This is a genomic window from Flagellimonas algicida (genome assembly GCF_049629585.1).
Taxonomy (GTDB): Bacteria; Bacteroidota; Bacteroidia; order Flavobacteriales; family Flavobacteriaceae; genus Flagellimonas.
The window spans coordinates 722,324-744,000 of record NZ_JBMYIX010000001.1; the positions used below are offsets into that span (position 1 = coordinate 722,324).

The 21,677-nt window shown below is 43.3% G+C and carries 22 protein-coding genes; 7 read left to right on the forward strand and 15 right to left on the reverse strand.

Annotation, left to right across the window (positions count from 1 at the left end; all coding sequences use genetic code 11):
• Positions 1–156 precede the first annotated feature (156 nt).
• Both ACPD8L_RS03130 and uvrA read right to left on the reverse strand, forming a co-directional pair.
• Positions 157–1,335: a T9SS type A sorting domain-containing protein gene (locus ACPD8L_RS03130; protein WP_423941804.1), complete on the reverse strand. Its 1,179-nt coding sequence runs from the start codon at positions 1,333–1,335 to the stop codon at positions 157–159.
• A gap of 226 nt (positions 1,336–1,561) precedes the next feature.
• Positions 1,562–4,339, reverse strand: coding sequence for an excinuclease ABC subunit UvrA (uvrA, locus tag ACPD8L_RS03135; RefSeq protein ID WP_423941806.1), 2,778 nt, complete (start codon positions 4,337–4,339; stop codon positions 1,562–1,564).
• A 250-nt stretch (positions 4,340–4,589) separates the two neighbouring features.
• Between uvrA and ACPD8L_RS03140 the strand changes: the two genes are divergently transcribed.
• The gene (locus tag ACPD8L_RS03140; RefSeq protein WP_116218873.1) at positions 4,590–5,171 is read left to right on the forward strand and encodes an RNA polymerase sigma factor; all 582 of its coding nucleotides are present in this window, start codon (positions 4,590–4,592) and stop codon (positions 5,169–5,171) included.
• Positions 5,172–5,421: 250 nt separating this feature from the next.
• On the opposite strand, the gene ACPD8L_RS03145 is transcribed toward ACPD8L_RS03140, so the two are convergent.
• A complete protein-coding gene (locus tag ACPD8L_RS03145) occupies positions 5,422–6,084 on the reverse strand; it encodes an endonuclease III domain-containing protein (protein WP_423941808.1) in 663 nt (220 codons plus the stop codon).
• Positions 6,085–6,139: 55 nt separating this feature from the next.
• On the opposite strand from ACPD8L_RS03145, the gene bcp reads away from it, so the two are divergent.
• Positions 6,140–6,595, forward strand: coding sequence for a thioredoxin-dependent thiol peroxidase (gene bcp, locus ACPD8L_RS03150; RefSeq protein WP_423941809.1), 456 nt, complete (start codon positions 6,140–6,142; stop codon positions 6,593–6,595).
• A gap of 178 nt (positions 6,596–6,773) precedes the next feature.
• On the opposite strand, the gene ACPD8L_RS03155 is transcribed toward bcp, so the two are convergent.
• Positions 6,774–8,258 (reverse strand): TonB-dependent receptor, encoded by a 1,485-nt coding sequence (locus ACPD8L_RS03155; protein ID WP_116218870.1) that lies wholly within the window; start codon positions 8,256–8,258, stop codon positions 6,774–6,776.
• 88 nt (positions 8,259–8,346) lie between these two features.
• On the opposite strand from ACPD8L_RS03155, the gene ACPD8L_RS03160 reads away from it, so the two are divergent.
• Both ACPD8L_RS03160 and ACPD8L_RS03165 read left to right on the forward strand, forming a co-directional pair.
• Positions 8,347–9,111 (forward strand): MBL fold metallo-hydrolase, encoded by a 765-nt coding sequence (locus ACPD8L_RS03160; RefSeq protein ID WP_423942968.1) that lies wholly within the window; start codon positions 8,347–8,349, stop codon positions 9,109–9,111.
• A gap of 3 nt (positions 9,112–9,114) precedes the next feature.
• The gene (locus tag ACPD8L_RS03165; protein WP_423941811.1) at positions 9,115–9,609 is read left to right on the forward strand and encodes a hydrolase; all 495 of its coding nucleotides are present in this window, start codon (positions 9,115–9,117) and stop codon (positions 9,607–9,609) included.
• Here ACPD8L_RS03165 and ACPD8L_RS03170 read toward each other — a convergent pair.
• The 11 genes from ACPD8L_RS03170 to ACPD8L_RS03220 form a co-directional block, all read right to left on the reverse strand.
• Positions 9,606–10,265, reverse strand: a complete 660-nt coding sequence (locus ACPD8L_RS03170) for an alpha/beta hydrolase (RefSeq protein ID WP_423941813.1) — start codon at positions 10,263–10,265, stop codon at positions 9,606–9,608. The two genes, ACPD8L_RS03165 and ACPD8L_RS03170, sit on opposite strands and share 4 nt — an antisense overlap.
• 9 nt (positions 10,266–10,274) lie before the next feature.
• Positions 10,275–10,598 (reverse strand): magnetosome magnetite crystal formation protein family, encoded by a 324-nt coding sequence (locus tag ACPD8L_RS03175; RefSeq protein ID WP_116218867.1) that lies wholly within the window; start codon positions 10,596–10,598, stop codon positions 10,275–10,277.
• 4 nt (positions 10,599–10,602) lie between these two features.
• Positions 10,603–11,856 carry a dihydroorotase gene (locus tag ACPD8L_RS03180; RefSeq protein WP_423941815.1) on the reverse strand — a complete coding sequence of 418 codons (1,254 nt, stop codon included), beginning with the start codon at positions 11,854–11,856 and terminating at the stop codon, positions 10,603–10,605.
• Positions 11,853–13,775 carry a BatA domain-containing protein gene (locus ACPD8L_RS03185; protein WP_423941816.1) on the reverse strand — a complete coding sequence of 641 codons (1,923 nt, stop codon included), beginning with the start codon at positions 13,773–13,775 and terminating at the stop codon, positions 11,853–11,855. Before ACPD8L_RS03185 ends, ACPD8L_RS03180 begins: the two co-directional genes overlap by 4 nt.
• Before the next feature lie 101 nt (positions 13,776–13,876).
• Positions 13,877–14,884 carry a glycosyltransferase family 2 protein gene (locus ACPD8L_RS03190; RefSeq protein ID WP_423941817.1) on the reverse strand — a complete coding sequence of 336 codons (1,008 nt, stop codon included), beginning with the start codon at positions 14,882–14,884 and terminating at the stop codon, positions 13,877–13,879.
• A 17-nt stretch (positions 14,885–14,901) separates the two neighbouring features.
• A complete protein-coding gene (locus ACPD8L_RS03195) occupies positions 14,902–15,843 on the reverse strand; it encodes a TolB-like translocation protein (RefSeq protein WP_423941818.1) in 942 nt (313 codons plus the stop codon).
• Positions 15,833–16,528: an SGNH/GDSL hydrolase family protein gene (locus ACPD8L_RS03200; protein ID WP_293300385.1), complete on the reverse strand. Its 696-nt coding sequence runs from the start codon at positions 16,526–16,528 to the stop codon at positions 15,833–15,835. The genes ACPD8L_RS03195 and ACPD8L_RS03200 overlap by 11 nt, the downstream gene beginning before the upstream one ends.
• Before the next feature lie 46 nt (positions 16,529–16,574).
• Entirely contained in the window at positions 16,575–16,841 is a 267-nt protein-coding gene (locus ACPD8L_RS03205; RefSeq protein ID WP_423941820.1) for a hypothetical protein, read from the reverse strand.
• 107 nt (positions 16,842–16,948) lie between these two features.
• Positions 16,949–18,436, reverse strand: coding sequence for a S10 family peptidase (locus ACPD8L_RS03210; protein ID WP_116218860.1), 1,488 nt, complete (start codon positions 18,434–18,436; stop codon positions 16,949–16,951).
• Between the two features lie 145 nt (positions 18,437–18,581).
• Entirely contained in the window at positions 18,582–19,346 is a 765-nt protein-coding gene (locus tag ACPD8L_RS03215; protein ID WP_423941822.1) for a TIGR02757 family protein, read from the reverse strand.
• A gap of 6 nt (positions 19,347–19,352) precedes the next feature.
• Positions 19,353–20,015, reverse strand: a complete 663-nt coding sequence (locus ACPD8L_RS03220; protein ID WP_421809329.1) for an ABC transporter ATP-binding protein — start codon at positions 20,013–20,015, stop codon at positions 19,353–19,355.
• 148 nt (positions 20,016–20,163) lie between these two features.
• Here ACPD8L_RS03220 and msrA point away from each other — a divergent pair, with 148 nt between their 5' ends.
• The 3 genes from msrA to ACPD8L_RS03235 are packed head-to-tail and all read left to right on the forward strand — an operon-like array spanning position 20,164 to position 21,660.
• The gene (msrA, locus tag ACPD8L_RS03225; protein WP_423941825.1) at positions 20,164–20,724 is read left to right on the forward strand and encodes a peptide-methionine (S)-S-oxide reductase MsrA; all 561 of its coding nucleotides are present in this window, start codon (positions 20,164–20,166) and stop codon (positions 20,722–20,724) included.
• Between the two features lie 5 nt (positions 20,725–20,729).
• Positions 20,730–21,329, forward strand: coding sequence for a GTP cyclohydrolase I FolE (gene folE, locus ACPD8L_RS03230; RefSeq protein WP_423941826.1), 600 nt, complete (start codon positions 20,730–20,732; stop codon positions 21,327–21,329).
• 40 nt (positions 21,330–21,369) lie between these two features.
• Positions 21,370–21,660 (forward strand): hypothetical protein, encoded by a 291-nt coding sequence (locus tag ACPD8L_RS03235; RefSeq protein ID WP_116218855.1) that lies wholly within the window; start codon positions 21,370–21,372, stop codon positions 21,658–21,660.
• The last annotated feature ends 17 nt before the right edge of the window (positions 21,661–21,677 follow it).

Genomic DNA, 21,677 nt, shown 5'->3' on the forward strand with positions numbered 1-21,677 from the left:
ATTTTGTTCTCTTTTAACCTACTATATTAAGGTGTGTGCCTATTTTTATAGGGTGCCAATTGATGGATGCCCCTTATGAATTGACGAAAAGGGGTTTTGGGTTGATGGGAAAAATCAACCTAAGCCAAAAGCGAAGCTTTAAGAAGGTATTGGTGTTTATCGTACAATGATTTTTTTTGGTTGGGACGTTGCCCCATCAGGATACTGGACCATCATAAGATACATGCCAGGTGCAATACCGCTAACGTCATATCGCTCTTCCTCGGAGCGGAAGGTTTTGACCAAATTTCCGGATAAATCAAAAATGGAGATTACGGTAAATTGGGTTTCCGTATCAACATAGATATAATCCTCACTTGGATTGGGATATATTTTCTCCCTATCTTCCTCTTTCTCCTCTTCCTCTTCCTCTTCCTCTTCTCTGTTGGTATCATCTTCTTCATCATCCACGTTTTCTGCCCCATCTTCTGTTTCATCATCAGTTTGCCCATCATCATCAGTATAACAAAAGGGGGGACCTGGATTGATGGAAGGATGGTTATACGCTACGGAAAACTCATTCAACACCTCCAAACTACACAGATTCAATTTTATGAGTTGCGGATTGTGCCGAACGTATAAATCCAATACTTTCTCCAGATTTGGGGCATAGACAATTTCTAAATTGGCATTGTGCGAAATATGGAGTGATGTGGGATAGTTATCGAACTCACCACAATATCCCATGCTTTGGAAGTTAGGTAAATGAAGTGACGTAATGGAGGGACTATTGTTAAGGTAAAAATTGCCACAGATACTTTTTAACTGTACGATATCCAAAAGTCCTAAAACGGGATTTTGCCATAATTTAAAACTTCCCCCTATATTCTGTAAATTGGAAAGGACAACGGATTCCAATACAGGATTGTGGTATATGGCCAAATTAACCTCTATATCCATTAAACTGGGAAGAGAAACCTCCATGATATCTGGATTTTGTTCCAAAATTAGATAACCGGTGTTGTTAAGTTTTGGAAAGGAAACCTTTAAGAGACCTGAGTTTTTTGTGAAGGTCAAACGATCTTCCACATTTTCCAATAAGGGAGCTTCTATTTCGACCAAGTTTGTATTTTGGTCAAAATATAACGGTGTTTTAACGGTGACCAAATTTGGAAAAACCAGTTTGGTGGGTACCGCATAATTTCTGTTCTCGATATATTCGGAAATGGATTGTTCAAGTACCACGTCCGGGATTATGATTTCATCTTGGACAAGTTCTGCACTACAAACCGGAGTTGAATGGCTAAATGCAGTATGACAAAGCAATAAGATTGTGATCAGCGTAATTTTTTTCATATCATATACCTTTATATGTTACCCAATGTAAACTTAGGAATGTGTAAAGGGCTTATGGGCACTAATTGACGGATGGGGCTTCCCAATTGATAAAACAGGGTTTTGGGTTGATATAAAAATCAACCTTGAAGGAAAATTACTATAGATTTGCCCTGAAAACAGGTTGTTGCCATGCAGATGAACAATATCTTACACCAAAGGTCCAAGGAATGGGACTGAGGTAAGATCAGAGCTTTTCACGCAAATAGACCGCGGTATGGGATGCTTGGTTTTGGACGACTTCCTCGGGCGTGCCTTCGGCCACCAAATGCCCGCCGTTTTCCCCGCCTTCAGGGCCAAGATCTATCAAGTAGTCCGCACATTTGATGAGCTCAATATTGTGTTCGATCACAATCACCGAATGCCCCTTGGCAATAAGCTCGTCAAAGGATTTCAACAGTTTTTTAATGTCGTGGAAATGCAATCCCGTGGTGGGTTCATCAAAGATGAACAAGGCTTTTTCCTTGGTGTTCCCCTTGACCAAAAAAGAGGCAAGCTTTATCCGCTGTGCCTCACCACCGGATAGGGTAGAGGAGGACTGCCCCAAGGTCACATAGCCCAATCCCACATCTTGCAGAGGTTGCAACTTGGTCACAATTTTGTCCTGTTGGTGGGCCTTGAAGTGTGCCACGGCATCATCAATGGTGAGGTTAAGGATGTCGTCAATGTTTTTTCCTTCAAAATGTACTTCCAGAATCTCCTTTTTAAAGCGTTTGCCGTCGCAGGCATCACATTCCAGATGGACATCGGCCATAAACTGCATTTCCACCGTGATTTCACCTTCGCCCTTGCACTTTTCACAACGACCTCCATCCACATTAAAGGAAAAATGTTTGGCTTGGTAACCCCGCAGCTTGCTCAGTTTTTGCGATGCGAAGAGGTTTCGGATATCATCATAGGCCTTGATATAGGTAACCGGATTGGAACGGGACGAACGCCCAATGGGATTCTGGTCCACAAACTCCACGTGTTTGATGTGGGCATATTTGCCTTCCATGGCGGTGAACTGACCCGCTTTTTCGCCATAACCACCTACTTCTTTTAATATGGAGGGATACAGAATCTTCTTGACCAAGGTGCTTTTACCACTTCCGGAAACGCCCGTGACCACCGTCAACATATTTAAAGGAAAAGTGACGTCTATATTTTTAAGGTTGTTCTCCCGGGCACCCTTGATTTGGATATAGCTTTTGGAATTGCGACGCTCCTTGGGCACTTCAATGGCCTTGGTGCCATTTAGGTAATCCGCTGTGAGGGAATGGGCCTTGAGAATGGCCTCCAAACTTCCGGTGGCCACCACCTCGCCACCTAGGGTTCCTGCTTCGGGACCTATATCGATGACCTCGTCGGCGGCTTTCATGATGTCCTCGTCATGTTCCACCACAATTACGGTATTGCCCAAATCCCGAAGGGAAATAAGAACTTCGATTAGATTTTCGGTGTCCTTGGGGTGCAGACCGATGCTGGGCTCGTCCAAAATATACATGGAACCCACCAAGCTACTGCCCAAGGAAGTGGCCAAGTTGATGCGCTGGCTTTCCCCGCCAGAGAGCGTGTTCGATTTTCGGTTGAGGGTGAGGTAGCTCAATCCCACTTTGTCCAAAAAGTCCAAACGGGTGGTGATTTCCTTGAGCAAACGATTGGCAATGGTCCTGTCGTGCTCCGAAAGTTGGAGTTCCTCAAAAAAAGGAATCAACCGTTTGATGGGCAACTCAATGATATCTGAAATGGATCTGCCGGCAATCTGGACATAATTGGCCTCAGCCCTGAGTCGCTTTCCTTTACAGACAGAACATTTTGTCTTCCCCCGATAACGGGAAAGCATGACCCTATTCTGGATTTTATAGCTTTTTTCTTCGAGCTGTTCAAAGAATTTATGGAGACCCATGAAATGTTCGTTGCCATCCCACACGAGTTGTTTTTGGGATTCGGACAGTTCAAACCAAGGTTTATGGATGGGGAAGTCAAATTTGTAGGCCGAGTTGACCAATTGATCGCGGTACCAACCCATACTTTCGCCCCGCCAAGGGAAAATGGTATTTTCGTACACGGAAAGTGCCGTGTTGGGGATGACGAGATCCTCATCAATACCAATGACATCGCCGTACCCTTCACATTTGGGGCAAGCCCCGTAGGGATTGTTGAAACTGAAGAGGTGTACATTGGGTTCCAAAAACTTTAGGCCGTCCAGTTCAAACTGGTTACTGAATGTTTTGGTCTCACCGTTTTCCAAATTTTCAATGGCGCATTGTCCTTTCCCTTCAAAGAAGGCATTGTCCACCGCATTGGCCAAGCGATTGTAAAAATCCTCGTCCTCCTTTATAATGATACGATCCACGACCAAATCAAAAGTTCGACCAACATCATCGGGCACTTGATCTATTCGGATGACCTTGCCGTTGTGTTTTATCCTTGCATAACCTTGCTTTGAAAAAAGTTCCAAGGATTTGATGGGGTCGCGGTCTTCCTTGATGGTCACCGGGGCCAATAATAATAGTTTGGCACCTTCCTGCAATGATTTTATATACTTAATGACATCGGTCACCGTATGTTTTTTCACCTCTTTTCCAGAAATGGGGGATATGGTCTTCCCGATACGGGCATATAATAATTTCAGATAGTCATAAATTTCGGTAGTGGTGCCCACCGTAGATCTTGGATTGGTGGAGTTCACCTTTTGCTCTATGGCAATGGCAGGGGCTATACCTTTTATATAGTCTACTTTGGGTTTGTCCAGTTTCCCCAAAAACTGTCGGGCATAGGATGATAGGCTTTCCACATAACGTCGTTGCCCCTCGGCATAGAGGGTATCAAAGGCCAAGCTAGACTTTCCCGAACCGGACAATCCCGTGATTACCACCAGTTTATTGCGGGGGATGACCACATCGATATTCTTGAGATTGTGCAGTTTGGCACCTTTAATGATAATATTCTGCTTGGGATCTACGTTTATAGGGGTTGCCATCTGTTAAAATTAGATCCCCAAAGATACGATACACCTCACTTAATACGTATATTGCATCAGTTAACATATAAAAACGGGCAAATCACAACATAGATTTTCAGGTCACCTACCTAATTTTCTATATTTGGGATGTAATTAAAAATCTGATAGGCCTATACAGCGATAATTACTTTTTTACAATAAACTAAATACCTAAAGGCTTTCCTTGGAAAAGGGAAACCCTAGATGTTAACCAAAAAAAGTAATTTGTATGGAACTACAGATTAATGACTCGATATTAGTAAAGAGCTATATTGCCGGTGACGAAAAGGCCCTTGAGACCTTGATCAACAGGCACAACCAAAGAATCTCCAGTTTTATTTATTCCAAAGTTTTGGACCGGGATGTTGCAGAGGACATCTTCCAAGACACTTTTATCAAGGTGATCAAAACCTTGAAAAGGGGTAAATACAGTGAAGAAGGCAAGTTTTTGCCTTGGGTGATGCGAATTGCCCACAATCTGATCATTGACCATTTCCGTAAGAACAAGCGGATGCCCAAGTTTGAGGGAAGTGATGACTTCAACATCTTTTCCGTGATCAAGGATGAGAAGCTCAATGCAGAGAAACAACTCATCAAAGATCAAATAGACAGTGATCTTACCCTTTTGATCGAGGAATTGCCCGAAGATCAAAAAGAAGTGTTGATAATGCGTATCTATAAGGACATGAGTTTTAAGGAAATATCCGAAAACACTGGGGTGAGCATCAATACAGCATTGGGAAGAATGCGATATGCCTTGATCAACCTTCGAAAAATCGTAGATCGTAAGAATATCGTTTTAACGAATTAATCGGGCATTACATCGAAGCCTGCAATATTTCCATTCTAGCGGCGTTATCTATTTGAAACATTAATGCTAGAATATGGAAAACATTTACTCTGAAGAACAAAAAGCCGTTACATCGGTAAGAGCTAGCCAAAAGACCATCGATTTTTTGCTTAGCTATTCCAAATCGATTCATGTAGTTGATTGTAAAAAACATGCATTTGAAGTTACACTGAACTAGTTAGCTTCAAAAAGGAAAATGAAAGAGCCGCGATTAGCGGCTCTTTTTTGTTTTATGATAGTCGTCAAGGACCGTTTTTCTGCCAATGGTTCTGGTGATGACATCTTTGTCCAAATCCCACCCCCTTGCTGGGGAATATTCCCTGCCGTACCAGATGATCTGTAAGTGCAAACGGTTCCATATTTCCTTTGGAAACAAACGTTTGGCATCCCTTTCGGTCTGTACCACATTTTTTCCATTACTGAATCCCCAACGGTACATCAACCTGTGAATATGGGTGTCCACAGGAAAAGCGGGTATCCCAAAAGCCTGGGAAACCACTACACTGGCGGTTTTATGCCCTACACTGGGCAACTCTTCCAAAAGTTCAATGTTTCTGGGAACCTCTCCATTGTATTTTTCAATCAGGATTTGCGATAGCCCATGGATTCCCTTTGATTTCATGGGGGAAAGCCCCACGGGTTTTATGATCTCCCGTATCTCATCCACGGAAAGTTTTACCATATCAAAGGGATTGTCCGCTCTTTCAAAAAGCAGTGGGGTAATCTGGTTGACCCGTACATCCGTACTTTGGGCGGACAACAATACCGCGATCAAAAGCGTATAAGGGTCTTTATGGTCCAGAGGAATGGGAATGGTGGAGTAGAGCTCATCCAAGGTTTTGATAGTGAAATCAACTTTTTCCTGTTTAGTCATTTTTGTTTAATTTTGAAATATAATTATTAAACAATAAAATTAAGACCATTCGCATATGAACATGTTAAAAGTAGGGGATAAAGTACCTGAATTTTCTTCAAAAGACCAAGATGGAAACACAATTAATCTAAGCGACTACAAAGGCAAAAAGCTAGTGGTCTTCTTTTACCCCAGGGCCAGTACTCCAGGATGTACCATGGAAGCCTGTAATTTACGGGACAATTACAAGGCATTGACCGATGAAGGCTATGAACTTTTGGGGGTCAGCGCAGATACGGAGCGCAAGCAGGCCAATTTTAAAAATAAGTATAAACTCCCATTTCCCTTATTGGCCGATGTGGACCATACCGTGATCAACACCTTTGGCGTATGGGGCCCCAAAAAGTTCATGGGACGGACTTTTGATGGTATTCATAGAACCACTTTTGTGATTGACAAAGAAGGCGTGGTGGAAAAGGTCATTGAAAAAGTGAAGACCAAGGACCATGCGGCGCAGTTGCTAGGTGAATGATAGATTTGATGGATTCAGATATTGGAGGTTGGACTTCTGATGAAAGACAAAAGATGCAAGAACCAAGAAGAAACCCGAAAATCTAAAATACCAACAATCCAAATTCTACCTCATAGCCCAACTTTCAAAATAGCTTTTGAATGTTCTAGCGGAAGTAAATCAGAATTTGTTGAAGGAATTATGCTTTTTCCTTTTCTTTCTTCTTTTCTGGAGTTTTATCCTCAGGAAGTTCTTTTTGGGAGAACAGGTGTTTTTCCTTTATGATTTCCGCAATACCTTCCGGAAGCTCATCTTCCCAGCCTTTTTCCCCACTCATGAGTTTTTTCAAGACATCCCTGGAGAAAATGTGCATGATGTCAGGGTCATAATCAATGATGTCCATCACCTTGCCATTGTACTTGAAGAACTTGTAGAGTTCCTTCATCCGCGGATGCACCTTGACATTGTTGCTTGTCATGATTTGTCCGGTTTCTGGATCTTTCATAGGGTAGAGGTATACCTTTAAATCCTTGAAGAACAGTTTTCCAAAGGCCTCCAAGATGCCTCCACTTAAGTGGCGGTAGTATTTTTCATCAAAGACGTCCACCAAATTGTTCACCCCCATGGTAAGGCCAATTCGGGCCTTAGTGTAGTTGTTGAAATACTCCACCAACTTGTAATATTCCTGGAATTTGGAGATGAGAACGGTATGGCCCAACGAACAGAGTAGTTCCGCACGATCCATGAAGTCCTGTTCATCAATTTCCCCAGAAGCCTTGAGGTTGGATAGGGTTATCTCAAAAACCACTATGGTATTATCCATGTCAACGGTCTGTTCACGGATAAAAATGTCATACGATTTCTGGAACATGTCCATATTCACCTTGGTCACGGGCCTAAAACTTCCCCGAAGAGCCAAGATGTTCTTTTTGTAGAGTGCGGCAGCGGGCAAAAGGTTGTTCCCGTCAGGACCGAACATCACGGCGTCCGTCATGTCGTTTTTGATCAGCTGCAAGCTCATCAATCGGTTATCGACCTCCTTGAAATTAGGACCTGTAAAATTCACCATGTCAATCTCAACAGTGTCCTTGTCGATATGGTCGTATAGATATTTTAGAAGTTTTTTAGGCTTATTGAACTTAAAATAGGCCCCATAAATAAGATTTACCCCCAAGATTCCAAGGGTTTCCTGCTGTAGACGGGCTTCATTTTGCTTAAAGCGAATGTGCAGGACAATCTCATCATATTCTTTTTGATCGGGATCCAATTGAAATCGGATACCTACCCAGCCATGGCCTTTGTAGCGTTTGGAAAAATCGATGGTCGCCACCGTATTGGCATAGGTAAAGAACAGATAGTCGGGGTTGTTTTCCCTGCTGATACGCTCCTCCACCAATTGCATCTCGTGGTCCAACATCTTTTTCAAACGGGACTGGGTCACATACCGCCCATCTTCCTCAATTCCGTAAATGGCATCACTAAACGACTTGTCGTAAGCGCTCATGGCCTTTGCAATGGTCCCTGAAGCACCACCGGCCCTAAAAAAATGTCTGGCTGTTTCCTGTCCCGCACCAATTTCGGCAAAGGTGCCGTAGATGTTAGGGTTAAGGTTAATGCGCAGCGTTTTTGCCTTTATCGAAGGGATGTTTTCAAAAGCATCTTCTTTGCTGAGTACAGTAGGCATATCCGGTATTTTATTGACCACAAAGTTACACTCTTCATTCAATCTATTAAATAAATAAGTTATAATTTTGATTTTAATGGACGACGTGATGACCATCACCTTTTTGGGCACCGGAACCTCACAGGGAATACCTGTCATTGGCAGTAACCATCCCGTGTGCCTGAGCCAAGACCCCAAGGACAAGCGATTGCGGGTATCGGTCTTGGTTTCTTGGAAGGATTACCATTATGTAATAGACTGTGGGCCTGATTTTAGGCAGCAAATGTTGGCCAACCCCATAAATCGTCTGGATGGTATTTTTTTTACCCATGAGCACTCGGACCATACCGCTGGTATCGATGACATCCGGCCTTTTTTCTTTCGGCAAGGAGATATTCCCATCTATGCCCATGAACGGGTCATTGCTTCTTTGCAAAGACGTTTTGATTACATTTTTGCCGATGAAGACCGGTATCCCGGGGCTCCGGCAGTCCAAGTGATCCAAGTGTTCAAAGACACCCCCATTCAATTGGAAGATATGGAGATCATCCCAATAGAAGCCTACCATAATCGGCTGCAGGTTTTCGGATATCGCTTTAAGGATTTTGTGTACCTGACCGATGTGAAACGGGTGGATGCCCATGAAATGGCCAAGATGAAAGGTGTAAAGGTTTTGGTGGTCAATGCCCTACGGGAAGAACCGCATCATTCCCATTTCAACTTGGAGGAAGCATTGGCCTTTGCCGAAGAAGTAGGAGCGGAAAAAACCTATTTGACCCATATTAGCCATATGTTGGGATTTCATGGGGAAGTGGAGAAAAAACTTCCCAAGAACGTACATTTGGCCTATGATAATTTGAAATTGAAGATCTAACCCATGAAGAACAAGATTTTTTTATATCTATTTGTATTTGCCGCTTTGTTGGCGCTGTATCAATTTGTGAGTGCCAATAACCTACAAAAGGCCATGACTGCCGATGTGAATGAGTTACAGACCAAGGTGGAGCAGCTTGAGGATTCCATCCAAAAGACCCAATTGCGATTATTGGACATGCAGTATTTTTCCTTGGAAAACAATGACGATGCCTTGGCATATTATGACCATCTCAATCTGGAACACCCAGCCCGTTATATCGAGGACAAGCTTTTGGAGACCAATGAAAAATCCGGGGACAATCCATTGATTCCCTACGCAGGGATGGAAAGCGATTTTAAAATCAACAAAATCAAGGTATTGAACCACAAATGGATCTTGGCCGATTTCTCGGACGGAAAATACTGGGGAGATCTCATCATCAAGTATGAACTCAAGGATGACCTGAGCGTAGACTTTACCCTATTGGATCATTTGTTGTACACCCGTAGCAATTAAAGGTGTTCCACCAACCACTTTCGGAAGGAATAAAAGTTCTGCTGTGAAACCCCATGGCCAATGGGAAACTCTTCGTAGGTAATATCTATGGAAAGGTTTTTTAGAAAATCCGGGGTTCTTTGGGCCCATTCCAAGGGGATTACCTGGTCCACTTGTCCGTGGGACGCATACATATGAAGGGTGCCAAAATCATTTTCCGTATACCCCTCCTTTATGATATTCTCATCGATATAACCGCTTAAAGCAATTACATTCTTCACTTTTTCAGGATAGGAAAGTGCCACGACATAGCTTAGGATACTCCCTTGACTAAACCCCAAAAGGGTAATATTTTCAGTATCCAAATCGTAGGCTTCAATGGCTTCATCCATGAACGCAACGATTTTTTCACGGGATTCCGAAGCTTGTTCCACATCGTTCCATTTCCCATGGGTCGCATCAAAATTGATGGCATACCACGCATATCCGAAAGGATCTAGGTGGTATGGCGCCCTTACCGAAATCACGAAAAGCTCTTCTGGGAGTTCAGAAGCAAAGGAAAAGAGATCTTCTTCATTGCTGCCATACCCATGGAGCATAAAAATAGCGGGCTTTTTACCAGATTCAGCAGATGACGGACGTACAAGATATTCCAACGATAATGGGGTGGGGGACATGGTATTGTTTTAAGAAATAAAGGTAAACCATTTTTGAAAATGCTCCCCGATCAAAGGCAGGGGATTGCTCTTTCCTGATGAGGCTTGGGTGAGCCCGTATATGAGCACGATAACATACAATCCATAAAGTGGCAAGGTGAGAAAAACTATCTGGCTGAAGGAAAGCACGATGGCCATGGCATGGAACACCAAATGCATGCCAAATGCCTGCCTAATATGAAAGCGTGCAAACGTGTTACGGGGCTCCATGTTCATACTCATGGCGATCAAAAAGCCCACCAAGGTGATATAGGCTATAACTGCAGTGGTCTTACCGGATTTGGCTTCGTTCAAAATATCAGATTAAAATGTGGTCGTTGTTGATGATACCGTATACCTTTCCCTTCAAAGGTGTTCCCAAGAACATGCTGTTTTTGGAAGTGGACAGAATGTTTTCCATTTCAAAGGTATACTCCATTTCTGGGTCGAACAGGGTAAGACAAGCTTTTTGGCCTTCTTCCAAGGAAGGGGGCTCTACCCCAAATCGCTCATGACCTTTGGTCAGTAGGGCCACAGTTTCCTCCACTCCAAATATGGGGTTAAGGGCCCCAAAAGCCGATTCCAGACCTAGGGTACCGTCAGCGGCATTGTCAAATTCCACCCGTTTTTCCTCGACATCCATGGGAATGTGGTCTGTAGTGATGTAATCAATGGTACCATCCTTGAGCCCTTTGATCAACGCTTTGATTTCCTTTTGGGTCCGCAAAGGAGGGGATACCTTATAGTTGGTATTAAAATCCTTTAAACTTTCATCTGTAAAAACCAGATTATGAACCGCTACACTGCAGGTGACATCCAACCCTTTTTTCTTGGCATTGGCAATCAGTTTTACCGATTCTGCCGTTGAAATCGTTGGAATGTGCAATTTTCCGCCAGTATACTCCAAGATAAAAAGATCTCGGGCAATCTGAAGTTCTTCGGCCAAAGCCGGAATGCCCTTCAATCCCAAGGTGGTGGAGACTATCCCTTCATGCGCGACCCCTATCCCTTTAATTGAACCTTCTTGCGGGTAGGAAAAGACCAATCCACCGAAATTCTGTGCATATTGTAGGGCTATTTTCAAAAGATTGGGGTTGCTGATCTGTCGTTTAAAATCGTAGTAGGCCACAGCACCGGCATTTTTCATGTCGAACAGTTCGGCCAAATCGCTCCCTTCCGAGTTCTTGGTCAAAGTCCCCATGGGATATAGGTTAGTGGCTTTTCCTTGCCCGCGTTCCTTTAAAAATACCACATCGGAGCTGGTGTCCGGCACGGGGCTGGTGCTGGAATATAGGACAATATCGGTAAAACCGCTCCTCCCGGCCACATGAAGCCCGTGGGAAATGGTTTCCCTTTCCTCATGGCCCGGCTCACCAAAACTGACACCGGTATCCAACCAACCTAAGGAGACATGGAGATTTTTCAAGTCGACCAATTTGGTGTTGGACGGCGAATCAATGGATGCGGCAATCTTTTCAATGATGCCTTTTTTTATAAGGATGTCACGTTTTTTCATGTGCAGTTCCCTGTTCTCGGGGCACACTATTCTTGCGGACTTCAGCAGAATGTTCATGGAATGATTTTTTGGATGATTACCTCTACCAGTGCCAAAAGCAACGCTAAAATAACAAACCATTTCCAATAAGCGGCAATGTTGTTTTCAGCTTCCAAATAGGTGAAAAGCGAGCCAATGGATTCTTGGGTATTGGTCGGGTTCAAACTTTCCATATCCAAATAGGCCAATTGGCTCTCGGATCTTGGGTAATTAAAGCTTATGTTTTTTATGGCCTGACCATTTTGGGTGATGGTGTAAATACCATCCGAGGTAGGGTTCTGTTCAAAAACAAGCCTCACTTTATTGGGGAGGCTCTGTTGTAATGGGATAAACGTTTCATCACCTTTGGACATGCTTAAAATGGCATCGTTGGACAATTGGGTAGATATGTCCACGGATTCCTCTTGCCCCAAGGTATGTTGAATTTGGGGCAGTTTCAAGCTGGATGTAGCCATATTGTAAAACGTGGGGACGATCAACGGGGATGCGGTAAAGTTTGAGTTTTCCGGTTCCAAGGAAGCCGTAAAGCAATACAACCCATTAGTTCCCAATAAAAACGGTTCGTTGTTATCCAAAGACAATATCCGTGGTAGATTGGAACGAATTCTATAATACTGCCCTACCTTCGGATACTGGAAATTGGCCACCTCATTCTCAAACACGTTTTTGTATAGAGGATGACCAAAAGCAATAGCGGTAATGTTCACACTATTGTTCACTTTTTCAAGAAATTGGATATTGGAAAGCTGGGAAAATAGGCTATTGTACGAAGCTAGATCACTATTTTGCGACGGAACTACTACCAAGGTACCCCCATCTTCCTTAAAAGAGGCAAGCACATTTTGCAAACTATTGGGAATGGTGTTCAAATTATCAAGAATAACCATATGCTGTCCTTCCAAGGCACTGTAGTCCAATTGGTCAATGGGCACTTTGATCAGGTTAAAATCTTCTTCAGGATACAAACGTTCCAAATAATCACCTGTGGAAGCGCTTATGGCCAAGACTTTAATTCTCTCCTTAGTATTGATGTTGAAAAAGAACTGGTTATCGTACCCCAAACCATTATCCGTGATGATGATTCTCCCGTTGATCTCTTGTCCACTGGGTATAGAGAACATCACTTCCGATGTAGTATTGCCGTCAAACTTGGCAGCAGATTTTGCGATTAGGGATGGACCATTGTAGAGGGAAATGGGTACGGTTTGGTCATTGGAACCGCCGCTCAGGAGAATGTGGAGTTTGGTTTGATCTGAAAAATCGTCCTCAAGGTATATGGAATCTATGGAAACATTGACGGAGCCCTTTGGTCGGGCCGGTACATAATAAGATTGGACCGTGGAATCCGACGGTATTGGTCCAGCTGCCATACGCTGTTGAAAATCAGAAATGACCATCAAATTTTTTATGGTGCCATTGGATTTGGAAAACAAGGTATTGGCCTTTAACTGAATATCCTCAAGACTCAATTGCCTATGTGTGTAAGGAAGGGACAATAGCTGGTTTTGAATATCCTTTACAGAAACATCCCTAAAAGTGCTCTCATTGGTGAACAGACTAAAAACAGTCTCCGTATCTATGTTTTTGACCAAATCCTGGATGGCCTTTTCCAGCAGTGAAAGGCCATTGTTCTTGGCCTGCATGCTAAAGGAATTGTCCAAATAGACCACAGTTTCCTTTTGCTGTAATGCCGTTACTGTGGAAGAAAATGGTTGTGCAAAAGCAATGATCAATGCGGCCAATAAGAGTAAACGGGTAACAAGCAATAACCATTTTTTGAGGGTATTGCTTTTTCGTGATTCAGAGACCACCTTTTGTAGCATGGCCACATTGGTAAAGGGTGTTTTTTTAAACCGTCTTAACTGAAATAAATGGATTAGAATGGGAATACTGAGGAGAAAAAGGGCCCAAAGGATTTCTGGATGTTTAAACTGCATTCCCAACTTTGATTGGACAAATATAGGGATTAAAATAGTGCAGCCCCATAAATTTCAATGTTAAGGGAGTGGTAAATGTGATGGAAGGTTAGGGGAGGAGCTTAACAAAAGAAATAATAATCCTCCATGGGGTGTAGGCCCATATTGGAAAAATATGCTGTAATCTCTTGTTGCGCTTCCTCGTTGGCCACAGTGACTATGCTTTGCGGGTGTTTTAACTCCTTCAAGACCATAAAATGGACCAAGTCTTTTCCGTAGATTTTTTTTCCGATTTTTTTCGGGTTATCGCATAGCCATGTAAAGTCAATATTTTGTTCCAAAAGGGTTTTGGCGATGGTTTTCCCTTTAAATCCAGCACCCCATATGACCAATGGGCGGTTGGGCCGATAATCCAACTTTAAAAAATAATGGAGTTTGATGTCCAGAAAATAGTTTTGGGCATAGTGCTCATGGGTACGGGAGGTTCTGGTGTCGTAATCGCGCCATAAATGGAGAACCTCATGGCAAGGAATAATTTTCAAATCGTTTTCATAAAAACGAAAAGTGAGATCATAATCCTCTGGATATCGGTTGGGGCGAAATGCACCACAGGTTTCAAAATCCTCCCGATAGACCATCCAACAGGGAGAGGGAATGACACATTCCTTATAAATTTCACTGTAATTGGCGCCCGTGGCCGTCAATTGGTTGAGCCAGGTCTCATAGCGCTCATAACCATTGCTGATACCCCGCTCTGAGAAGTAGTGGACCTGTCCAACGGCCACATGGCCTTTTCCCGATTCTAAAAGTGACCGGACCATGACTTCCAAACGATGGGGCTTCATGATATCATCCGAATCCATTCGGGTCACCAAATCCCCGGTACTTTGGGCATAGGCAGTCTGCAAAGCGGGAATAATGCCTTTGCCTGAATTGTTGAATACCTTTATCCTGGAGTCTTTTTGTGCATAGGAATTCAAAAGATCGAGGCTATGGTCACTGGAATGGTCGTTTACGGCAAGGATTTCCCAATTGGGATACGTCTGTTTCAGGATGGAATCCAGACATTCAGGAAGAAAATGTGCGGTATCCTTAAAAGGAATATAAATAGTTACCGTAGGGTCTTGCATTTCTGAATTTGGTGCTGTTATTGGCGTACAATTTCGTTTATATTGAAATTAACCTTGTACAACCTACTATTCCCATTTTCATATGAATCCAAAAATTGCTTCAAATGGTCCATGTTTTGAATAGTCCCCGCTGGATTTTGAACACGCCTACTCGTAAAGTAAAGAAGACCGTTGGGTTCATCCACAAAAGGACAATAATCCATATATCTTGAATTTACGGGTACGGGCAATGGTTTGGCTTTGGACCACTCGTTGTCATCCCCCTTGAAGCTTAGGTAAAGATCGCCACTACCTTGACCATCCTCACGGGCATATCCTCCAAAAATTAAATAGGATTCGTCTTTGGCGATATAGGCATTGTATTCATAGCCTTTGGAGTTGATGTTCTCTCCCAAGGAAATGGGCTCGCTGTACTTTCCATTTTCATAACTGCTGAAAAAAATATCATCCTCTCCTTTGGAATCTGGTCGGTCACCCGTATAATAAAGGTTTCCATTGGTTGATACAGCAGGATAAAACTCGTTGTGCTCCGTGTTGATCGGGGTGCCCATATTAATGGGGCTGGACCAGTTCTTGGAGGGGGACTCTCGCTCTACATACCAAATATCAAAATCCTTGGTGTCTGCGGTAGATTCATTTAATGGTCTATTGGACACAAAATACAGTCGAAGCCCGTCTGGCGACAAAAAGGGTTCCATGTCCTTGTATTCACCTGAAAACGACGCCATCTTAGGAGTTCCCCATTCATTACCCTTCTTTAAAGACATGGAAATGACAGAAACATCTTCCGTCTGGGATTGAATGGTGAAATAGGCCTCGTTCCCATTTTGATCCATGGTAAAATCCCTGACCTTGTCAAAATCTTTGAGGATAACCAATGCGGGCATAACCGTGGTTTTTTCTTGGGCTGTACATGCAATTCCCAAAAAGAATACCGCTATGAACAGATTACTTTTCAAGATTTAAGGTTTTGCTGATGGCTTCACTGACCAATTTTTCCATCACGACATATCCTTCCTTGGTTACATGGACTTCATCAGTGGTATAGGCTTCGGGCAATCCATTTCGATCATCGGCCATTGCTGAAAAATAGTCAAGGTACATCACCCCTTGCTTATCCGTCATTTCCTTCAGTAGTTGGTTTAACTTTGGAATTTTCACATTGGGCTGCAATCCAGGTTGCCATGGATAATCGTAGGCCGGCAAAACGGAACATACGATAGGGTGTATACCGTTGGCCTTGGCCAATTGCACCATGGACAGGATATTGTCCCGGATTTGTTCCAAGGTCATGGGACCCGTATTCCCGGCAATGTCGTTGGTTCCCGCCAAGATGACCACGGCTTTGGGATGTAGATCAATGACATCTTGTTGAAACCGAAGTAGCATCTGGGGCGTGGTCTGCCCACTGATTCCTCGATTGATGTATGGATTATCGATAAAAAATGAAGGATTGGCATCTTCCCAGCCCTCGGTTATGGAATTGCCCATAAAGACGATGCGGCCATCCGTGTTTTTATTTTTCATCACTTCGGCATTGGCTTCCTGAAACTTTTGAAGGTTGGGCCAATCTTGCGCTTCTAGAGCTTCGGAAAATGATATGAATGAAAGCAAAACAAGTAATTGGATTTTTATTCTTTGCATCTATGTTTGGTTTTGCTAAAAATACGCAAATAATCAGATTCTAAAATCAGGAGAACAGATAATAGAGTATTAGTCCGAACAAGATCATGGTAAGAATTGTGTAGAAGGTTGCTTTCTTATCTTTTCGCTTGCGCTGCGCAATTTTTTTCCGAATACGCAACATATCTAGTGGGGTGGATTTTTTTAAATTCAGTTGGGTAGCAACTTCACGTCCATATACATCGCCCTTGTTTTTTAGCTTTCGCTTTTTTACCAATTCGCGATTAGCCTTGAATGACTTTACCGCATCCAACATGAAACCGCCACCGCCCATAGTTTTGTAGTTTACTTATTTGTAGTAAGTTACCAAATTTTGTTACAAAAAAACGGTAAAATCAGCCTGAGCCCACTTTACCGTTTTGAATGTTTTTAAGAGGATTCTTAATATTTGGCACTCTTTCCGTTGGCCTGTGTCCTTATAATGAACGCTCGGATATCATCATTGGCCTTTTGCAGATCTTCCCGTCTTAGGTACATCATATGCCCGGAGCGATATCCCCTAAACTCAAACCTATCTTTCATACGGCCACTTGGGTCTACTTGCGACATGGTATACTTTGCAGCAAAATATGTACAGGCCCCATCGTAATAACCAGATTGTACCAACACATTCAAATATGGGTTTTGGGCCATGGCCTGACGAAGATTTTCCCTGACATTATCATCATCATTGTTCCATGGGTGTACCGGCCCAAACATGTTGTATTTAATATCGGTCTTAAAGTTGAGCTCTTCCTGTAAATAGTAGTTGATGGCAGGTGTGAAACTGTGCAGCCAAGACGTCAATTCAGGGGAATAATCCGGACTGTCACCAAAAACCTGCCTATCTATCCCAAGGTATCTGCTATCCAATCGGCCAACTGTATAGGCTCCTCTTTCCTTCATCAAGGCTTTCCAGAAAAACTGGGTTGGGACATCCAGGTTATGATCTAAGATATCTTGTTCTTTTAGACCAGTATAATACGCCATTTTCTGGGCAACGGCCTTCTTTTCCGCATCAGGAATAAAACCCCCTTTTGAAATAGCTGGAAGCAAGGTGTTTAAGGTATAATCTTCCACTTCGGGCAGAACCTCCAATAAATCTTTGCTCTGTAACGCTGAAGGAAGTGCTTTATGATGCCATGCGGTGGCAGCAAAATAGGGGAGGTTCAGCGCACTGGAAACAGGGTCATTATCGCGGAAAACCTTATAATCGGCAGGAGAAACCATGATGACTCCGTTCAAATACATCCATTGTTGGTTCTGAAGTGCCAAGGACAGCCCCATGACCCGGGTACCACCGTAACTTTCACCTACAATATATTTTGGGGAACTCCATCGGTTGTTTCGAGTCACAAAAGTGTTCAACCATTCGGCCAAATAGGCCGTATCTGCATTAATGCCAAAAAATCTTTCACGATCTACCTTCTCCCCGGTTTCAGGAATGGTTCTTGAATACCCGGTGTTGGCAGGGTTTACATAAACAATATCGGTAACATCCAATACGGAAAAAGGATTTTCCTTTACCCCATAAGGTTGAACAGGATAGCCTTCATCATCGATCTTAAGGATTCTGGGGCCAGTATAGGCCAAGTGCATCCAAACCGAACCGGAGCCGGGACCACCATTGAACGAGATCAAAAGGGGGCGACTGGCCCTATCTTTTACATTGTTCCGAGTATAATAGGTATAATGGAGTGAGGCTACGGGCTCACCCATCTCATCCCAAACAGGTTGCGTTCCCGTAGTGGCCGTGTAGTTAATGTTCACCCCATTTATGGTAACCGAGTGTTGCGTGGTCACCGTTGTGTCCACAGGAAGTTTGCGGTTTTGAGCAAAAGCAATCGATGAGCATAGGACCATGCCCAGAAGAAGATAGATATTTTTCATTTTTTAAGGTTAATTAGTCTAAGCCTAAAAATAGGGAATTAGAAGACTCTTATTCTGTTAAAAGAATGGTAAAAGACTAATTTGTCGGATTGACCAATACCCCAAGGGTTATAGGTTGAGGTGATAGAAAGCAAAGCAATCATACTTAGAATTTCTCGAATACACCCAATCCAAAAAGGGCAAAATCATATTTTACCGGGTCCAAGGCATCCAACTTTCTTAGGTTTAGGTCCAATTCAGCCAAAGCTTTGGCATCGTTCTGTTTGCGTTTGAGCAGTTTCAGTTTTCGGGCCACATTGCCCGAGTGTACATCAAGGGGACAGGAAAGTTGGCTTGGGCGTAGGGTTTTCCATAGGCCAAAATCAACCCCGGTGCTGTTGTCGCGGACCATCCAACGCAAAAACATGTTGATGCGTTTGGCGGCGGAACCTTTCATGGGATCCGAAACATGTTTTGTGGTCCTTGTGGGATGGGGTAGTTCAAAGAAGATTTTCTTAAAATTGGAAATGGCGGGTTGCAGGGAGTCTTTTTCGCCGTTTTGACTGAATATGGGTTCCAATCCACCATGATGAAGATAGATATGCTGCATACTGCGGATAAAATACTGCAGATCTACTCCATTAAAGGTTCTATGTACAAAGGGAGAAAGTTTTTCCAGGTCATCCTCGGAGTGGTTCATTACAAAATCGTAGGGGGTATTTCCCAAAAGCTCCATCATCTTGGAAGCATTGTTGATGATACTTTTCCGATTACCCCAAGCAATGGTCGCCGTTAAAAATGCGCTGATCTCTATATCCTCTTTTAGGCTGAACCGATGGGGGATTTGAATGGGGTCATCCTCCAAAAAACGGGGATGGTTGTATTGAATGACCTTTTCATCCAAAAAAAGCTTTAATTCCGATTCTGTCATGGTACGCTAGGAAACAATCAAACCATCCACCATGGTCAACTTACGATCCGCCATATTGGCCAACTCCAGATTGTGGGTCACCAACACAAAGGTTTGTCCAAACTCATCCCGAAGCTTAAAAAAAAGCTTGTGCAGATTATCCGCACTTTCAGAATCCAGATTGCCACTGGGCTCATCGGCCAGCACAACGGATGGTTTGTTCATCAAGGAACGTGCTACGGCCACACGCTGCTGTTCCCCTCCTGACAGCTCGTTGGGTTTATGGTGATATCGGTCCTTGAGACCCAAAAAGTCCAAAAGTTCCATGGCTCGTTTTTCCGCTTCCTCCTTGGGTGTTTTTTTGATAAAAGCTGGGATGCAAACATTTTCCAGTGCAGTGAATTCAGGCAATAATTGGTGAAACTGAAAGATGAAACCAATATGTTCGTTACGGAAACGGGCCAAATTTTTATCGTTCAATTGGGTCACCTCCGTGTCATTGATCAACAGATTACTTTCCTGTGCGTTGGAAGGGGAATCCAAAGTGCCCAAAATTTGGAGCAAGGTGGTTTTTCCAGCTCCCGAAGCCCCTACAATGGATACCACTTCCCCTTTTTTGATTTCTAGGTCGACCCCCTTAAGAACCTTCAGGTCGCCATACTTTTTTTGAATGTTTGTTGCCTTGATCATGAAAACAGCTTCTTATGGCGCAATACACCATTGCGTAACAAAGATTGGAATTTTTACTAAGTTTTCGGGCATCTTTCCGACTGAGGACAGGAAATTAGTTTTTTATCTGGATTGCGGGATACTAAACTTTACCTAATTTTGAAACTTCATGGACAAACAAGTCAACATGGATTGGGAGACCGCCATATTCGCTGGCGGTTGTTTTTGGTGCACCGAAGCTGTTTTTCAACGCCTCAATGGGGTGAACGAAGTAGTTTCGGGATACACTGGGGGAACCATTAAGAATCCGGCCTACAGGGAAATCTGTACAGGACGTACTGGACATGCGGAGGCCATCAAGATTACATTTGATGCTTCAAAAGTATCTTATGTGGAATTGCTGGAAGTATTCTTTGCCACCCATGACCCCACTACCCTGAACCGTCAGGGAAACGATGTAGGGACCCAATATAGGAGTGAGATCTTTTACACAAACCCTGCTCAAAAGCAGCAAGCGGAAGAGTTCATTGCCCTGTTGGAAAAGGAGCAGATTTTTGCTTCGCCCATTGTAACGGCCATTTCCAAGGAAGAACCCTTTTACAAGGCTGAGGAGGAACACCAGAATTATTATAACGACCATGCACAACAACCCTATTGCCAGGTCATTATAGAGCCCAAGATTAAAAAGTTGAACACTTATTTTCAAAAAAGAATAAATACTATCAAGTAAAGCCTATGGCACCTTATCGCAATCTGGAAGAGTACAATATTGAAATTACAAACGAGGTAAAAGACCACTTTACCAAGATTATGGGGGATATTGGGGAGGATGTATCCCGAGATGGTTTGGTGAAAACCCCAGAAAGGGCTGCAAAAGCCATGCTATTCCTTACCCAGGGATATAAACAGGATGCTACGGAAATCCTGAAAAGTGCCATGTTCGCGGAAAGCTATGACGATATGGTGATCATCAAGGATATTGAGGTGTATTCCCTTTGCGAACACCATATGCTCCCTTTCTTTGGGAAAGCACATATTGCCTATATTCCCAATGGACATATTGTGGGACTCAGCAAAATACCCCGTGTAGTCGATGTTTTTGCTAGAAGACTCCAGGTCCAAGAAAGATTGACCCATGATATTTTGGAGTGTATAAACGCCACCCTTAAACCCAAAGGAGTGGCCGTGGTCATTGAAGCGGCCCATATGTGCATGATGATGCGCGGGGTGCAAAAACAGAACTCGGTCACCACAACATCAGGATTCCGAGGACAGTTTGAAAAACAAGAGACAAGAAACGAGTTTCTAAAACTTATTAGCTCCGATTTGTCTTAAGGCATTTCTTCAATTCATTTGGATTTTCTATTTTACCACAATGACAGAAGAAAAAGACCCCAAGTACCGTAATCTACTTTTAGGACTTTTGTTCGATGGCATTGGGATGCTTTCGTTCGCGATTCCCGGAATAGGTGAGTTTTCCGATGTAATCTGGGCTCCCATTGCAGGGTGGCTCATGACCCGATTGTATAAGGGCAGGGTAGGGCAAGCGGCTGGTCTTATCACCTTTGCCGAAGAGCTCATTCCCGGTATGGATATTGTGCCCACCTTTACCTTGACTTGGATCTACACCTATCTATTGAGCAAAAAAAAGAGCGACAAACCGTAAAAACTATCTGCCGCTCT